Source organism: Arthrobacter sp. UYNi723 (assembly GCF_054057635.1).
The window spans coordinates 17,604-33,029 of the sequence record NZ_JBSRZM010000030.1 but is presented as its reverse complement, the minus strand read 5'-3'; the positions used below and the strand labels follow the sequence as shown (position 1 = coordinate 33,029).

Sequence of the window (15,426 nt, the reverse complement as noted above, 5' to 3'; positions counted from 1 at the left end):
GCCTATGCCGTGGCGGTCAGGTCGACGTCGCCGCTGGCGCGCCATTCCAGGACGCCTTCATCCATGGCGTACGCGTCGATGCCCCGCCCGCGCATCAGACGTGCCGCATCACGGGCGAGCAGGCAGAATTCGCCCCGGCAATAGACGATGACCCTCCGATCCCGCGGAACTTCCCCGATCCGGGAGGCCAGCTCGTCCAGGGGAATCGATGCCGCTCCCGGGTAGTGGCCTGCCTGGTATTCGTGCGCGGGGCGGACATCAAGCATGTACGCCTCGCGGATTTCCTCGATGGTGCGGATAAGCGGCACGGAGTCATCGCGGCCGCTGCCGGAGTCCTTCTCACCGTCGATGGTGGAGAGGCCGGGGAGGACCCGGGCCGCCATGTTCTTCATCGCCACGAACAATCCAGCGACCTCCGGACCTACCAGCCTGTAATGGATCCTGGTGCCATCCCTGCGCGTCCGCACCAGGCCGGCACCCTTCAGTACTTGCAGGTGGGCAGAAACGGTCGTCACCCCCATGCCGGACAAGCGGGACAGGCTGTCAACGGACTGCTCAGCCTGCGCCAACAGCTCGAGGAGTTCGAGCCGGTTTCCGCTGCTGATGGCCTTTCCAATGCGCGCCACGTGCGCGTAGGCGTCCCGGTTCACTTTCGACCTCCAGTATTCCAATGAATATTGGAATACTATCAGGGTGCGTAGGCACGAACGGTCCGCTCGGACACTCCGGCCAGATCCGCCAAGAGTGCCTCCAGCCGGCAGTATGTTGCCGTTCTAGGGTAGGAGAACCTCTCGAAGGCTTGGATGAAGGAACCGGGAGGAAGCTGCCAGTTAGGGATCCATCCCTTGTTCGCTGCGACGCGCGGTCAAGGCGCGTAATCTTCAGGGTGTTAGGCCCTGTAGATGCTCCTGGCAGCCCACCGCGTAGGCTTCGCGGAGCCAGGCGGCAAGTTCGCCGTCGATATCGGATGGCCCGGTTACCCGCACCGTGTAGAGATGCGTGTACGGGGCTAGTGTTTCGATCCTTCGGAATCTGGGCGACTCAATCCGGCGCGTGAGCCAGAACTCCACATCGAGCCACTTGTTCGCAGGTTTGACCCCGGCGAACCAGACCCGAACCATAAAGGCGACGCGGTCCCGGTACGGAACCGGCTTCACCGGGCCGATCGCCTCAACCGTCCGGCGCACCAGCTCGAACAGCCGGTGGATGCTTTCTGGCCTGTCGCGGAACGGCTCGCCGAGGGTGTGCTGTGAGCAGGAATGGTTCATGTTCCGCGTGACAAACTGCCGCCCGCAAGACGGGCAGGTCCACAAGGCGCGGCCAGTGCGCCGGCCCGGCGGCGGGACGTCCGCGCCGAGCACCTGGGCCACGAGCTGTTCAACGCGGCGCGCCCGCGTCGACGGTGTTCGCGCGTCCTCGAGGAAGCGCGTCAGCTCCCGCCGGTGCGAAACGGGCAGCTGGCCCCACTTATCCGCCGCTCCCACGGCCGCGTCCAGGGCGGCAGCCAAATCCCCGGGCGGGATGAACTCGTCGGCGTTGAGCGCTAGAACGTCCACGGTGACCTTTTCCCCGACGCGCACGCCCGTTGCCGTCCGCAGGCCGCCCGAAAGATACAGGACGTGCCGGCCGGACCTGCCCGGCATCACCGTGGCGTTGAACTCCGCACCCCTGAGCGTGCCGGTCACCCTGATCCGGCCATGCTCCGCGAGAGGTAGCAGTTCAGCCGCAGCTGTCGTGGGGACGTCCACAAAGGGATTGGCCCCGCGCAGCTGAACAGTGGCGGTGAAGCGAACCATCCGGTCATTATCGACCCGGCCGGTCGGCTCGAAAAGGAACCCTGCGTGTACGCGGGTTGACCGCTGCCCCGGCCGAGTAGCTGGGTTCTGGCCTCATCCATTGCTCCGTAACCGCCGTTTTGAGGGGTCAAAAGGGCGGTTACGGAGCAATCGATGAAGTCTGGCTTACTCCTTGCCGAGTCCGGCGGCGGACGTCTGCTGCCCGGTCACCTCGTTCAGGGCCGTCAGGTCGAAGATGCCGTTGATGTCCGCCTGCTTGGTGGTGCCTGCTTCCACGCCGTCCTTGAGGAGCTTGGGGTAGGTTCCCGCGAGCGGATCCACCGTGAACACGATGTTCTTCAGGGACCGCTCGATCACGTCGGCCTTGAGTTCGGCGCCGGCCGCTTCCTTGAGGGCAGCGTTGATGACGCTGGCCTTCTCGGCTGCAGCCGCGCTGTTCAGCCAGTCAACGGACTTGGCGTGGCCCTTGAGCAGCGCCGTTACGGTGTCCGGGTGCTCGGCGGCGAACTTCTTGTTCACAATCAGGATGGTGGTGGGGAACTCGCCCGCCTTGCCGGAGAGAGAGCCGTCCCAGAGGTCCTTTTCGTCCACCAGGACCTTGGCCCCGGCGGTCAGCACCAGGCGGGACGCCCACGGCTCAGGCAACCACGCGCCGTCGAGCTTTCCGTCCTGGAACAGTTTCAGCGTCTGGGCGTTTTCGGTGGGGTTGATGGCCACGTCGCCGCTGCCGTCCACGTTGGTTTTGTAGCCCTGGGCGGCGAGCCAGGCGCGGAGCGCCACGTCCTGCGTGCCGCCGAGCTGCGACGAGGCGAGCGTCTTGCCCTTCAGGTCCGCGGCGGAGTTGATTTCCGGCTTGACCACCAGCTGCGCACCGCCGGCGGCCGCTCCGGCAATAATGCTGATGGACTCCCCGCCGCTCTTGACGAACGAGTTGATGGCCGGGTTCGGGCCGATGTAGGTGGCGTCGATGGCTCCGGCGTTCAGCGCCTCGATCGCGGCGGGCCCGGCGTTGAAGACCTGCGTGCTCAGTTTGGTATCGCCCAGTTCCTTGGCGATGTAGCCCTGGCTGAGACCCACCAACGCGGGTGCGTGCGTCACGTTGCCGAAATAGCCGAGCTTAAGCTCTGCCGCCGGGTTGCCGGCCGGGGCGGCAGAGGACGCTGCGGAGGTGCCGGCGATGTTGTCGGAGAAAGCCGATGCCACGGCCACGCCGCCGCCGACCAAGGCCAGAATGCCGGCCACGATGCGGGTGGCGGCCGGTTGGTTTTGCGGAGTGTTATCCGGGGGAGTTGTCACGGTTTTTCCTTTGCTTGCGGAGATGTTGAAGATGAGGTTACGGACGGCCCCCACGCCCCACAACGGCACCGGACACGGACGTTCACGCAAGGACGCGCAGGCTCAGCAGAACGTAGCGCGGCGTCCAAAAACGTCGCCGGGCGACTCCAACGGGCCAGCCGCCGGGGACGAAGCTTCACGGCCCCGGGAGCCCCGTGCCCCACGTAGACTGGCAGGATGCGGCTGGTAGCAAGTGATATTGACGGAACGATTCTTGGGCACGACGGAAAGATCAGTGACCGCACCGTCCGGGCCTTCCACGCCTGCCGGGACGCCGGCATCGAGCTCGTTTTTGTCACCGGCCGCCCGCCGCGCTGGCTCCACCCGCTGGAGGAACAGCTTGGCCACACCGGCACGGTCATCTGCTCCAACGGCGCCGTGGTGTGGGACCTCGAAGCGGACCGGCTGGTTTCCGCCCGGACGCTGGGCATGGACGCTGTGCTGGAACTGCGGCGGATCATCAAGGAACTGCGCCCGGCCGCTCTCTTCGCCGCGGAAACGTTGACCGGATTCCATCTCGAGCCCGGTTTCATCGAGAACGGTTCCAGCGAGCTGCTGGCCGAATTTACCCCCGCGCCGCTGGCCGAAACGCTCACCCCGGACGACGCCGTCGTGAAGTTCCTGGCGATTGTCAGGGATGGCACCGCGGACGACTTCCTGGCCGCGGTGCGGCCCGCCGTCGCCCATCTGGCGTCCGCCACGCACTCCGCGCCCACCGTGGCGATGCTGGAACTGTCCCTCCCCGGCGTCAACAAGGCCGTCACCCTGGCCGAATACGCCAACTCCCTGTCCATTGACGCGGCCGACGTCGTGGCGTTCGGGGACATGCCCAACGACGTCGAGATGCTGCGCTGGGCAGGCCACGGGTACGCCATGGCCAGCGGCCATCCGGACGCCATCAGCGCCGCCGGGCAGCAGGCACCCCACTTTGACGACGACGGCGTGGCCCAGGTTCTCGAGGCCAGGCTCGCGGCGCTGGGCGTAGAGCTGTCCTGATCCCTGCTCTGTAGCCGGAATTCACAGCTTCCGCTCACCTTCCGTTCACGTTTGCCGCCTACCGTGGGCTACGGATACACATCCGCGGCTAAAGGGGAAGTCATGGCAAGGAACGGCAACCAACGCGCGGCCGAAGCGCCGCTGCGCCCGGCAGAGCCGGCTGCGCACTGGAAGGCACTGAAAGAGGGCGACCGCGTGCGCGTCCGCCGCGCCCCGGGATACGAAACGAGCGGGTTCGTGGACGCCATCACGTGGGACCACACGGCTGTGTGGGTGGATCTGGACGACGGCCATGGCCGCACGCTGCTGCACTGCAGTGACGGCGTGGAGATTGTGCCGCAGGACGCATAGCCCAGCGGCTCCGGTACGCTCACAAACGTGACTGAGCCGTTTTTTGATGCTTCCGGCGGTGCTGCCCGTCCCTCGCGTCCCATCGCCATGGCCCACCGCGGATTCTCGCGGGAGGGGCTGGAGAACTCGATGGCCGCCTTCCGGGCCGCCGCCGAACTTGGCTATGAGTACCTCGAGACGGATGTGCACACCACCTCCGACGGCGTGCTGCTGCTCTTCCACGACGACACCCTGGACCGGGTCACTGACGGCCGTGGCCGGATTTCCGAGCTGACCGCCGCCGAGGTTTCCACCGCGCGGATCGGCGGGCGCGAGCCCGTGCCGCTCTTCGATGACCTGCTGACGGCCTTCCCGGCCGCCCGGCTGAACCTGGACGTCAAAGACTGGAACTCCGTGCGAAGCCTGGCCGCCGGCATCGAACGGCACGGCGCGCATGACCGAGTCCTCGTGGCCAGTTTTTCAGACCGCCGACGCCGGGCGGTGCTGAAGCTGCTGAGCCGTCCCGTGGCGTCGTCGGCAGGGATGGTGACGAACGCGCTGTTTGTCCTGTTGGGCCCGGTGCTTCCGACCGCGTGGCTGCGCTTTGTGCTGCGGGGTCCGTTGCGCGATGTCCAGGCCCTGCAGGTCCCGGTCCGCTACGGGGCGATCCGGGTGGTGACGCCTGCCTACGTGCGGCGGGCGCACGCACTGGGCCTAGTGGTCCATGTGTGGACCATCAACCAGCCCGCCGAGATGCACCGGCTGCTGGACCTAGGCGTGGACGGGATCGTGACGGACCGCGCGGACCTGCTGAAGCAGGTCCTGCAGGAGCGAGGCGAGTGGCCCGGCAGCTGACCCGGGTTGGAGCGTGCCGTTGTCGAGTGTGCAATTTCGAACGTGCCGGCAGCCGCCGAGCCCCCCCGCGGTCTACGTCAGTCGGAGACGCCGGGACCGTGGGTGCCGTGATCGGCTGCGGCGGCGAGGCGGCGGAGCCCGTCGGGGTCTAGCGGCGTATTCCATGCCGCCCAATCCTTCGGCTGCACCGAGGGCCGGCCCAGCAGGTAGCCCTGGCCGGCGCTGAAGCCCAACTCCGTGAGGACCATCAGTTCCTCGGTGGTTTCAACACCTTCGGCCACCAGAATACTGCCGATCTGCTCCGCGAAGTCCACCAGGCAAGCGGCCAGGGCGTGCTGGGACGTATCCGTGTCCACGCCGCTGATCACGTTCCTGCCCAGCTTGATGAAGTCGGGCCGCAGATGGAGCATCCGGCTGAGGGCGCCCGCGCCGGGGTGTGAATCATCGATTGCTATGCGCAGCCCGCGTTCCCGGAGTGGCGTAATTGCGGAAACGAAATGCGAGTATTCCTCGTCCGGAATTCCGTCCGTCAATTCGAGCACAATGCGGTCTATTGGCAGCTCGATGTGGTCGAACAATTCGGGCAGCCGGGGATCCAGGCACGATCTGGGGGAGATGTTCAGGGAGACGAAGAGGTGCTCGGGGAGCTTCGCGGCAGCTGCGGCTGCGGACGCGAGGGCCGAGAATTCCAGGTTGGCGCCCAATCCAACGGCGGCCGCCTCGGCGAACCAGAGTTCCGCGCTGGCGCCGTCGTCGCTGACAAAGCGCGACAACGCCTCTACGCCCACAACGGCCTTGGACTCGAGGCCGTAGATGGGCTGGAACGCGGTCATCAACATCTGGTTTTCCAGCAGCGCGCTGATCCGCGACAGGCTGCGCAGGGAATCCAGCTGCTCGGCCACCTGTGGCGGCATGGCGCTGGGAGGCTGCGGGAAGCGCGCGGTGTCGGGCGTATCCGCGTCTGTGGTGTCCTGTTGCCGGCGTTCCAGAAGATATTCCAGCAGGGCCCGTTCCGGCATGCCGGGGTTTTCCCCCAAGCGGTTGCTAAGGCGCTGACGTATTGCCGCGCCGGCAGGATCGGAATCCGCCAAAACCGCCGCAATAACTCCCCAAGCTTGTACCCGAACCGTCATTAGCAACGCCCCCAGTTGACGAAGTAATGGCTCCTTGGCGCCTTTATTTTCAAATTTCCAGTTGCCTTCGGAATGCGCTACTTCTGATTAATGCCGATCTTCCTGGCCTCGAAGAATCGGATACCGCAACTTGATGGTATATCGGGATGATCCAAAAGCGCAGCCCTTAATCGATCAACCTCTATTACTTTCGGAAGAAGTTTCGGCCAGCAGCGCAGGAATCCGTTCGGGCGGGACGGGTTTGCTGAAGAAATAGCCCTGTGCGCTGAGGCACCCGAGGTTCCGGAGGTGCTCGGCCTGTTCCGCCGTTTCCACGCCTTCCCACACGGCTTCGAGCCCGCAGGCGCGCACCAACTGCAGGACGGCAGCCACCAGTGCCGGCTGGCTGGGGTCTGTGCCCAGGCCCTCGATCAGGGACCGGTCCACTTTGACCCGGTCCACGGGGAGCCGGCGCAGGTAGCTGATGGAGGAGTATCCCGTACCGAAGTCGTCGATCTCGATCCCGACCCCCAGCCCGCGCAGCCCGCCCAGGGAATACCGGTCCAGGTCGTTGCCCCTGACGATGGCCGCTTCGGTCAGCTCCAGGACAACCTGCTCGGGACGGACGCCTGTCTCCTTGAGCACGGCGCGGACGTCCTCGATGAACTGCAGGCTCTGCAGATCCGTCGCGGAGATGTTGATCCGGACGGAAAACCGGCTGTCCACCAGGTCGGCATCAATCCAGGTGCGTAGCTGGCCTACAGCCGTGTTGAGCACCCACAGGCCCAATTCGGAGATCAGGCCGGCATCTTCTGCCAGCGGGATGAACTCGTCCGGCATGATGCGCCCGCGGGTGGGGTGGTCCCAGCGGATCAGGGCTTCCACCCCTTCAATGCGCCCGGTGCCCAGTTCAACCACGGGCTGGTAGTGCAGCACCAGGCCGTTGCCCTTGATGGCGGCCCGGAGATCCTCAAGGAGTTGGCTGCGGAGCCTCCGGATGAGCAGGAGCCCGGGTTCGAAGACGTGGAGCCGGTTCTGGCCCTCGGCTTTGGAGGCGTACATGGCCACATCGGCCTCCATCAGCAGGTCCTCGGCCCTCCGCCCGGCCGCCCCGACGCTGAGTCCTACGCTCGCCCCGCAGCGGACGGTCCTGTCAGGCAGGTCAATGGGTTCTTTGATGGCGGCCAAGATGCGCTGGCCTACGACGGCGGCCTGGTCGGCGCCCGTGGCCGGCATAACGATGGCGAACTCGTCCCCGCCCAGCCGGGCAACCACGTCGCTGGTACGGACGGCGCTGCGGATGCGTTGCGCCACGGTGATCAGGACCTGATCGCCGGCAGTGTGGCCGAGGGTGTCGTTGATGGATTTGAAGGCGTCAAGGTCAAGGAGGAGGATGACGGGCTGGCTGAGGGGATCGCCGTCGTGGTCCTGGGCGGACTTCAGCGCGGACAGAAGCGCTGAGCGGTTCGCGAGGCCGGTGAGGGGATCCTGCATGGCCATCTTCTGCATTTCGCGGTGGGCTTCGTGCAGCAGCTGTGTGCGGACCTCAACACGCTGCTCAAGCTCTTCGTAGATGATCTGCAGGTCCTCGGCCAGGAGGTTGGTGCCCATGATGATGGCGTCGAGCTCGTCCCGGGCCGGCGATACTTCTATCCGCGACCGGAGGTCTCCGGAGGCGAGCCGGACGATGCCATCGAGTAGCTGGGAGAGCCTGGGGTCATCGTCAGCGAACATCTGGTGCCTCCTTTCCGGGTTCAGGTTCCGTCGGACGCGTGGGCTCCAAGGCGGAGGTTCACGGTGACAGTGGTGCCAACGCCCAGCTCCGAGGTTACGTCAATGCGGCCGCCGTGGCGTTGGACGATGTCCTGCGTGATGGCGAGCCCAAGTCCGGTGCCCGGAACCGCCCCGGACATCGCGTTCGAGGCGCGGTAGAAACGGGTGAAGATGTGGGCTATCTCGTCGCTGGAGATCCCAATCCCGCTGTCCGAGACGCTGACCGTCGCCCAGCGAGTGCCGTCTGCATCCACCCGCGTCAGACTGACGACATCGATCTGTCCGCCGCCGGGGGTGAACTTGATGGCATTGGAGACCAGATTCGTGAAAACCTGCTGCAGCTGAACCTCATCGGCAAGGATTTCCTGATCCTCCGAGGAGTGGGCCATCACAATGGCGACGTTCTGCACTTTCGCGAGCGGCCTGAGCGCGGCGGTGACGATCTCCAGAGTCCGAGCCAGCCGGACAGGGGTCAGGTGCAGCGGGCTTTGTTCATGCCCGTTGCGGGAAACGCTCAGCATGTCTTCGATCAGCAACCGCAGCCGTTCCGTGTTCCTGACCACGATGTCCAGCATCTGGTGGACCTCGCTGGACACGGGATCGGACGTATTCTCCTGGATCATGTCCAGGTACGCCATGATCGATGTCAGCGGCGTGCGGAGCTCATGGTTGACGGTGGCCAGGAAGTCGGTTTTGGCTTTGTCCAGCTGCTGGAGCTGCTTGACCACCTGCTGCTGGCTGGTGATCAGGTGGCTTTGGATCAGGCCGTGGGCGGTATTGCCGGCCACGTGCTGGATCAGTGCCAGCTCGGCCCGCGACCATTCCCTGGGCGAGTTAAGCAGGGCGATCCAAATAATTCCCAGGGACGAGCTGCCGTCCCCCATCGGGACGGCCACGGATGCGGCGGCGCGCAGTTTCGCGAGTTCGGCCGGCAGTTGGACGTCGCCGGTGCCCAACGGTGCGAACGCTCCGTCCGCCGTCAGGGCCTCAGCCCGCGACCACAGTACGTCAGCCGTCCTGCGCACCGGGTCTTCGTCCGTGAACAATCCTTCGGGCAGCGGAGCCAGGCCGGGCCGCTGCCACTGGGCGGTGATGGGCGGCACTCTGTCGTCGTCGAATGTGGTCAGCCAGACGCGGTCCGCGCCGAACGTCTCGCCGAACCCCCTGACCACAAAGTCGGCGATCTGTTGCGGATGGTTGGTTCCGCGGACCGCCGCGGATACCTGCCGCAGCCTTTCGCGGAGCGTCTCCGCTTCCTGCCGCGCTTCATTCCGGCGGGAGACCAGGTTGATCAGGGCAGTGGCGCGGTGGACGAGTTCCTTGGCAGCAGGCGGCTTGGCGATGGAGTCCCGTACGCCGGCATGCTCCACTGACTTGACCTCTGCCGGACTGTCGAGATCCACGAGGACCAGCACAGGGGCGGTCGCGTCTACGTCGGAGAGTGAACTGTCCAGGATCAGGACGGAGGGCTCGCGCTGGTCCAGAAGCGCCGACAGGCTGGCGGCGTCGTCGGCAGTTTTGACCGTGAAGCCCGCAGCTTCCAGTGCCGCCGTGGTGAATTCCCGGCGCCCTGCGTCGGGGTCCGCAACGACAGCCAGGTATGGCACGGTTGCGAAATGTGGTGTGACCGCTGGCAAACCTGCCCCCTTCGCTCCTGAGTGAGCACCTGCTTGCTCCTGACTGAGTACATTGTAGGGTGACTGAGCACACCTGTTCCTATAAGAATGCGCGGAGGGTAATCGTGACGAGTCAGCCTGCAGAAGCGGCCAAGGCGGACCTGACGCTGGATGAACGGGGTGTTATCCAGCTGATGTGGCCGCGGGGTGTGTCCATCACGGAATCCGATGCCGAGGCGGCCATGCAGAAGGTTAATGACCTGTGCGGGGCCCGTCGACACCCCATGCTGGTGGATATGGCCACCACGGCCCAGGTCAGCCGGGGAGCCCGTACGGTTTTTGGCCGCCCCTGCCAGGCCTCCCGCATAGCGCTACTGGGGGCGTCACCCGTTGACAAAGTACTGGCCAACTTCATCCTGGGCATCAACAAACTGCCCTGCCCCACCCGGTTCTTTACGTCCCGCGACGACGCCATGGCCTGGCTGCTGAAGGAGCCGGCGGCCACCGCCTGAACGGACCCGCCCGGCCAAACCGCTGCGGCGTGTTCGGCGTCCTATATTTGTACGATGCCATACCCAGCGAAACCGGTGCTCGCCGCCTTGCGGAAGTACTTGATCCTGCCCAAACTGATCAGGCTGTCCTGGTCGGCTCCCAAAAACAGGACCGTGGCCTGGGACAGGTATTGGGCCGGAATCGCCCGGACAGGCGCCCGCAGTGACGTGCTGTGGGACTCCGGCACGGACCAGGAGCTGTTGGGCTACAGGGACATCCTGCAGCGGCACTTCGATCCCAGCCTTCCCGTGGTGGATGTGGGGTGCGGGCACGGCGCCTTCAGCCGCGCGCTGACTGCTTTTTCACCGCAGGTGCTGGGCGTTGACGTGTCTGCGCACGCGGTGGCCCGTGCCCGGGACGAATCGGCGGGCGTTGAGGGTGTCAGCTACCTGGCCCGTGACATGACCGAGCTGGGGGCGGCTTCCGGGCTGGTGGGATCCACGGATGCCAACGTCTTTGTCCGTGGCGTGCTGCATGTCCTGACCGAGGCCGATCAGGCCGCGCTGATGGAAAATCTGAGGCAGCTCGTGGGCGCCCGCGGCACAGTCTTCCTGGCGGAGACGAACTTCCAGGGCAATCCGGTGGAGTACGTCGCGCATCTGGGTGCGTCGCTGCGGAGCATCCCGGCCCCGCTGGAGCTCGCCATCCGGAAACTGCCCATGCCGGGCCACTTCGGACCGGAGGAGCTCGCCCGTGTGATGCCGAAGGACCGGTGGACGCTGGTGGAGGACGGGGCCGCCACCATCGAGACGAACCCGCTGATGGACGCTGCGGGGAACAGCCGCGTGCCGGGCTACTTTGCGGTGCTCAAGCGCAAGGATCCCGACGCCGGCCGGTAGGGGGCGTCCCGTGCTGCCCGCATGCCGGATTGGGCAAACGCTTTCCCAAAGTTGGCTGGCATGATGGACGGCATGCGCATTCTCATCGCTCCGGACAAGTTCAAGGGCTCGCTCACCGCCGCGGAGGCCGCCGCCGCCATCGCCGAAGGTGCGCTGCGCGTCTACCCGGACGCCGTCGCCAACCAGTTTCCAATCGCCGACGGCGGTGAAGGAACCCTGGAGGCTGCCGTTTCGGCCGGCTACGAGGAGCGGCTCAACGCCGTCGTGGGTCCCATCCTCGCCCCCGTGGGCGCCGCCTGGGCCATCCGGAAGAACGCCGACGGCGGTGCTACCGCCGTCATCGAGACGGCGCAGGCCTCCGGCCTGGCCGAGATGGAGCCCACCCCCGCCAACGCCCTGCGGGCCCACAGCTACGGCTGCGGACAGCTGATCGCCGCGGCCCTCGACGCCGGAGCCACCGAGATTGTGCTGGGTCTGGGCGGATCGGCCATGACCGACGGCGGCAGCGGCGCCCTGCGTGCGCTGGGCCTCAAACCGCTGGACGCCGCCGGCAACGTTGTTCCGCTGGGCGGCGGATCACTCGCCGACGTCGCAGCCTTGGACACCACCGGACTGGACCCGCGCCTGTCCGCCGTCTCTTTCAGGATCGCCGTGGACGTCCAGAACCCGCTCTATGGCACCACAGGCGCGGCCCACGTCTTCGGGGCCCAGAAGGGCGCCGACGACGAGGCAATGGAACAGCTCGACGCCGGTCTCTGCAAATGGGCATCCATACTCCGGGAGGCCACTGGCCGGGACGTCAACATCCCGGGAGCCGGGGCCGCAGGCGGCTTCCCGGCGTCGTTCCTTGCCTTCACCAACGCCCGGCTGGAAGGCGGGTTCGCGCTCGTCGCCGGGCTCACCGGCCTCGCGGGCCAACTGGACAACGCCGACCTGGTGATCACCGGCGAGGGTTCCATGGACTCGCAGTCGCTGACCGGCAAGGCCCCCATCGCGCTCGCCGACGCAGCCCGGGAACGCGGGATCCCGGTGATCGTGGTGGCGGGGCGGATCATGGTGACGCCCGAGGACCTCGCGGCGCACGGCGTGGTAGCCGCCGCGCAGCTGCTGGATGTCGCGGCCAGCCCGGAAGATGCCGTCGCCAACGCGGCAAAACACCTGGCCTGGGCTACCAGTCAGGTTCTGGAAGGCGCCTGAAGCCAGCCCCCGGCGGCAAGCGCCCCCAGCGGCGCTGGGCTTACTGCTTGGGCTGCGGCTGCCTAGGTACGCGCCGCTCAGGCCCCGGTCTCGTAGTGCGGTTCGGCCACCGGCTTGGACTCCGGTGAGCCCTTTTCGCGGAGGTAGACGGAGGCGCCCACCAGGACGGCCACGGCGAGGAATTCGCTTTGCCAGTTCTGGAAGGATTCGAACCAGAACCGGCTGGTGGCCAGGTACTGGAACATGGTGACGGTGGGCTGGCCGTGGGTTTGCTGCTCCTCGTTGTAGGCCGACGTTCCGCCGGCGGCGTGCTGGCTGAACGAGGCAACAAACAGCAGCAGCAGGAGGATGGACAGGGAGTGTTCATACAGCTTCAGCACCAGGCCGCCGCGCTTCACCGGCCACGGCGTGGCCTTGCTGATGGGGGCATCGCGCGGATCCTGGTCCTGCGGCGCAGCCTTGCCCACGGGCTTGGATTCGGAGGACCCTTTCTGGAAAAGGAAAACGGTCAGGATCACGTACATGGCCATCTGCAGGAATTCGGATTCCCAGTTTTCAAAGGTGGCTTCGACAAAATCGCCGGTGGACAGGTACTCCAGAACCGTGACTCCTGGCTGCCCGTGGGCCGCCTGGTCCTCGCTGTACGCGGCAGCTCCGGAGAGGATCATGCCAACAAAAAACGCCAGGAAAAGTCCGGCGTTGGCGAGCAAAAGCCCGTGTTCCTTGGCCCACGTGCGCATGTGCACTCCTTCGAATGGATCCCCCGCAGCTTGCTGGCTTGTTGGCCTGGCTATTGTTCGGCTGCGCGTTTATTGAGCCGCAGCGGGACGTAGACCAGCAGCACCAGAAGGGCCGCCAGCAGGATTCCGCCGGCGGTCAGGCCGGCGGTGCGGCCCGCTGTCACGTCGAAGACCAGGGCGGCTGTCCCGACACTGAGCATCCCCACGCCGGCCAAGGCAATTTTGGTAATGGTGTCTGCGCTGGAGACCAGGGTTTCCTTGAGCCGTTGGCGGAAGAGCCGGCGGTGGACGCTGACGGGAAGCAGGATAAAGGCGGTGGTCAGCGTCGCGATCACCACGTTGACGAGGTAGAGGCCCACCTGGAAATTGTCCAGGTCCGCGAACCGCTGCTGGAACGGCAGCGTCAGGAGAAAACCGGCCAGGATCTGGACCCCCGTCTGCAGCATCCGGAGTTCCTGCAGCAACTCAGCCCAGTTCCGGTCAAGCTGCTCCTCGCGGGTTTCATTCCGGCCGGTGCTGCCGGTGAAGTCCTCCCTATCCGACATGTTTCTCCTTGCTCCAGGGCTAGGCGTGTGCTCCAAAACTAGGCTGAAGTTCCGCCAAGGGCAACGTTTGATAAGTTTACTGATTATTTCCTCCGGGCGATGGACTTGCTCCTCAGGGCGGGATAGTTTCGAAGTGCCGGTGCCGGCCGGAGCCCTTCGAAAACCGATTCAATGAAGAGGTGGACTATGAGCGACACGCAGAAACGGACAGACCCGCCCACAGACCCCCGGGACGGCTATCACTCCGGGCCGTTTCCGAAGCAAGAACAGAAGCAACCGGGACTCACCGCGCCCATGGATCCCAAGCCGGACCATGGCGAACTCAGCTACGAAGGGCGCGGCGCGCTGCAGGGTAAGGCCGCGCTCATCACGGGCGGCGACTCCGGGATCGGCAAGGCGGCGGCCATCGCGTTCGCCCGCGAGGGGGCCGACGTCGCGATTTCCTACCTTCCGGAAGAAGAGGAAGATGCCCAGGACACGGCCGCCTGGATCCGCAAAGCGGGCCAGCGCGCGCTGCTGCTGGCCGGGGACGGACGGGAGGAGGACTTCAGCACCCGGATCGTCGCTGATGCCGTGGCTGAATTCGGCGGTCTGGATGTCTTGGTGCTCAACGCCGCCTACCAGAAGAACCGCGAGAGTTTCGAGTCCCTTCCTACCGAGGAATTCGACCGCGTCTTCAGGACCAATCTCTATTCCTTGATCTGGACGGCCCGGGCCGCGGTTCCGCACCTGAAAGCCGGCGCCTCGATCATTACCACGGCTTCCATCCAGGCCTATAATCCGTCACCGGGGCTGATCGACTATGCCATGACCAAGGCGGCGCAGGTTGCCTTCACCAAGGCACTTGCCCAGGAACTCGGACCAAAGGGAATCCGCGTCAACGCCGTTGCCCCCGGTCCCATCTGGACCCCGCTGATCCCCGCCACGGAATGGCCGGACAAGCTGCCCACCTTCGGGCAGGACACGCCGCTGCAGCGCGCGGGTCAGCCGGCGGAACTCGCCGCGGCCTATGTGCTGCTCGCGTCCGACCAGGGATCCTACATCTCCGGAGCAGTGCTGCCGGTAACCGGCGGCAAGGGCCTGTAACGAGGTTTGCCCGTCCAATTCACATCCACAACAGGAGGAACCATGAGTCAGGACAACCAGCGCACGGAACCGGACGAGGAAGTGGGCGGCTACGGCACGCCGACGGCGGAACAGGAGGCGGGCGGCGCGGAGGACAAGCAGTTCGCCCAGCCCCGCGACGAAGAGGATTTCGACGCCGCCGGCCTGAACCAGAACAGCCCCGACGGTGAAACATTCGCCACGGGCACGCCCAATCTCAGCCACTTCGATGAGGAGGACAAGGACAGTGCCGGCGAGCCGGGTGCCGGCCGTTTCGGCGGCACCGATGACCAGCACCATGCCGAAAGTGACACGAACGATCCCGGGTTCGAGCCGGGCGAACCGCCTATCCCGCGCGACGCCGATGTGCCCTCCGCCGAGGCGGAGATCAACGACGCCAACGCCGATTCGCAGGGTTCTGAACCCTTCTCGTCGGAATCCGGGCAGGATGCTGCCGGCCTGCCGGACGGCAGCGGAACCGACCGCGCCAAGAACAAATCACCGAACGACGACGGCGGGGAAAGTTTCGACGCAGGGTAGGCGCTGTTCTGTGTCTGGACTGCGGTTTTTATGTGGCTGGACCACGCCCTGGGGGCCTTCACCGGACGTATCCTAGAAGCAGGTTTTGCAGTGGGC

16 protein-coding genes are annotated in these 15,426 nt (G+C 65.8%); 8 read left to right on the top strand and 8 right to left on the bottom strand.

Going from position 1 to position 15,426, the window contains the following annotated elements; genetic code table 11:
• Nucleotides 1–2 precede the first annotated feature (2 nt).
• From ACVWY0_RS18845 to ACVWY0_RS18835, 3 genes are all read right to left on the bottom strand, one after another.
• The gene (locus tag ACVWY0_RS18845) at nucleotides 3–650 is read right to left on the bottom strand and encodes a metalloregulator ArsR/SmtB family transcription factor (RefSeq protein WP_485838033.1); all 648 of its coding nucleotides are present in this window, start codon (nucleotides 648–650) and stop codon (nucleotides 3–5) included.
• Between the two features lie 231 nt (nucleotides 651–881).
• Entirely contained in the window at nucleotides 882–1,796 is a 915-nt protein-coding gene (locus ACVWY0_RS18840) for a DUF1905 domain-containing protein (protein ID WP_485838032.1), read from the bottom strand.
• 165 nt (nucleotides 1,797–1,961) lie between these two features.
• Entirely contained in the window at nucleotides 1,962–3,092 is a 1,131-nt protein-coding gene (locus ACVWY0_RS18835; protein WP_485838031.1) for an ABC transporter substrate-binding protein, read from the bottom strand.
• Nucleotides 3,093–3,308: 216 nt separating this feature from the next.
• Between ACVWY0_RS18835 and ACVWY0_RS18830 the strand changes: the two genes are divergently transcribed.
• From ACVWY0_RS18830 to ACVWY0_RS18820, 3 genes are all read left to right on the top strand, one after another.
• Nucleotides 3,309–4,127, top strand: coding sequence for an HAD family hydrolase (locus tag ACVWY0_RS18830; RefSeq protein WP_485838030.1), 819 nt, complete (start codon nucleotides 3,309–3,311; stop codon nucleotides 4,125–4,127).
• A gap of 102 nt (nucleotides 4,128–4,229) precedes the next feature.
• Entirely contained in the window at nucleotides 4,230–4,478 is a 249-nt protein-coding gene (locus ACVWY0_RS18825) for a hypothetical protein (RefSeq protein ID WP_056347627.1), read from the top strand.
• A 27-nt stretch (nucleotides 4,479–4,505) separates the two neighbouring features.
• Entirely contained in the window at nucleotides 4,506–5,312 is an 807-nt protein-coding gene (locus ACVWY0_RS18820; RefSeq protein ID WP_485838029.1) for a glycerophosphodiester phosphodiesterase family protein, read from the top strand.
• A gap of 77 nt (nucleotides 5,313–5,389) precedes the next feature.
• Here ACVWY0_RS18820 and ACVWY0_RS18815 read toward each other — a convergent pair whose 3' ends face one another.
• From ACVWY0_RS18815 to ACVWY0_RS18805, 3 genes are all read right to left on the bottom strand, one after another.
• Nucleotides 5,390–6,331, bottom strand: coding sequence for an EAL domain-containing protein (locus tag ACVWY0_RS18815; protein WP_485838028.1), 942 nt, complete (start codon nucleotides 6,329–6,331; stop codon nucleotides 5,390–5,392).
• 288 nt (nucleotides 6,332–6,619) lie between these two features.
• A complete protein-coding gene (locus ACVWY0_RS18810) occupies nucleotides 6,620–8,158 on the bottom strand; it encodes a putative bifunctional diguanylate cyclase/phosphodiesterase (RefSeq protein WP_485838027.1) in 1,539 nt (512 codons plus the stop codon).
• 20 nt (nucleotides 8,159–8,178) lie between these two features.
• Entirely contained in the window at nucleotides 8,179–9,804 is a 1,626-nt protein-coding gene (locus ACVWY0_RS18805) for an ATP-binding protein (protein ID WP_485838026.1), read from the bottom strand.
• A gap of 134 nt (nucleotides 9,805–9,938) precedes the next feature.
• On the opposite strand from ACVWY0_RS18805, the gene ACVWY0_RS18800 reads away from it, so the two are divergent.
• The 3 genes from ACVWY0_RS18800 (at nucleotide 9,939) to ACVWY0_RS18790 (ending at nucleotide 12,401) form a co-directional block, all read left to right on the top strand.
• Nucleotides 9,939–10,325, top strand: coding sequence for a DUF7793 family protein (locus ACVWY0_RS18800; protein ID WP_485838025.1), 387 nt, complete (start codon nucleotides 9,939–9,941; stop codon nucleotides 10,323–10,325).
• A 54-nt stretch (nucleotides 10,326–10,379) separates the two neighbouring features.
• Nucleotides 10,380–11,204: a class I SAM-dependent methyltransferase gene (locus ACVWY0_RS18795; RefSeq protein ID WP_485838024.1), complete on the top strand. Its 825-nt coding sequence runs from the start codon at nucleotides 10,380–10,382 to the stop codon at nucleotides 11,202–11,204.
• Nucleotides 11,205–11,276: 72 nt separating this feature from the next.
• Nucleotides 11,277–12,401, top strand: coding sequence for a glycerate kinase (locus tag ACVWY0_RS18790; RefSeq protein WP_485838023.1), 1,125 nt, complete (start codon nucleotides 11,277–11,279; stop codon nucleotides 12,399–12,401).
• 77 nt (nucleotides 12,402–12,478) lie between these two features.
• On the opposite strand, the gene ACVWY0_RS18785 is transcribed toward ACVWY0_RS18790, so the two are convergent.
• Both ACVWY0_RS18785 and ACVWY0_RS18780 read right to left on the bottom strand, forming a co-directional pair.
• Nucleotides 12,479–13,141 (bottom strand): DUF6766 family protein, encoded by a 663-nt coding sequence (locus ACVWY0_RS18785; protein WP_485838022.1) that lies wholly within the window; start codon nucleotides 13,139–13,141, stop codon nucleotides 12,479–12,481.
• A 50-nt stretch (nucleotides 13,142–13,191) separates the two neighbouring features.
• The gene (locus tag ACVWY0_RS18780; protein ID WP_485838021.1) at nucleotides 13,192–13,686 is read right to left on the bottom strand and encodes a DUF6328 family protein; all 495 of its coding nucleotides are present in this window, start codon (nucleotides 13,684–13,686) and stop codon (nucleotides 13,192–13,194) included.
• A gap of 186 nt (nucleotides 13,687–13,872) precedes the next feature.
• Here ACVWY0_RS18780 and ACVWY0_RS18775 point away from each other — a divergent pair, with 186 nt between their 5' ends.
• The gene (locus ACVWY0_RS18775; protein ID WP_485838020.1) at nucleotides 13,873–14,772 is read left to right on the top strand and encodes an SDR family oxidoreductase; all 900 of its coding nucleotides are present in this window, start codon (nucleotides 13,873–13,875) and stop codon (nucleotides 14,770–14,772) included.
• Between the two features lie 42 nt (nucleotides 14,773–14,814).
• Nucleotides 14,815–15,330 carry a hypothetical protein gene (locus ACVWY0_RS18770; RefSeq protein WP_485838019.1) on the top strand — a complete coding sequence of 172 codons (516 nt, stop codon included), beginning with the start codon at nucleotides 14,815–14,817 and terminating at the stop codon, nucleotides 15,328–15,330.
• The last annotated feature ends 96 nt before the right edge of the window (nucleotides 15,331–15,426 follow it).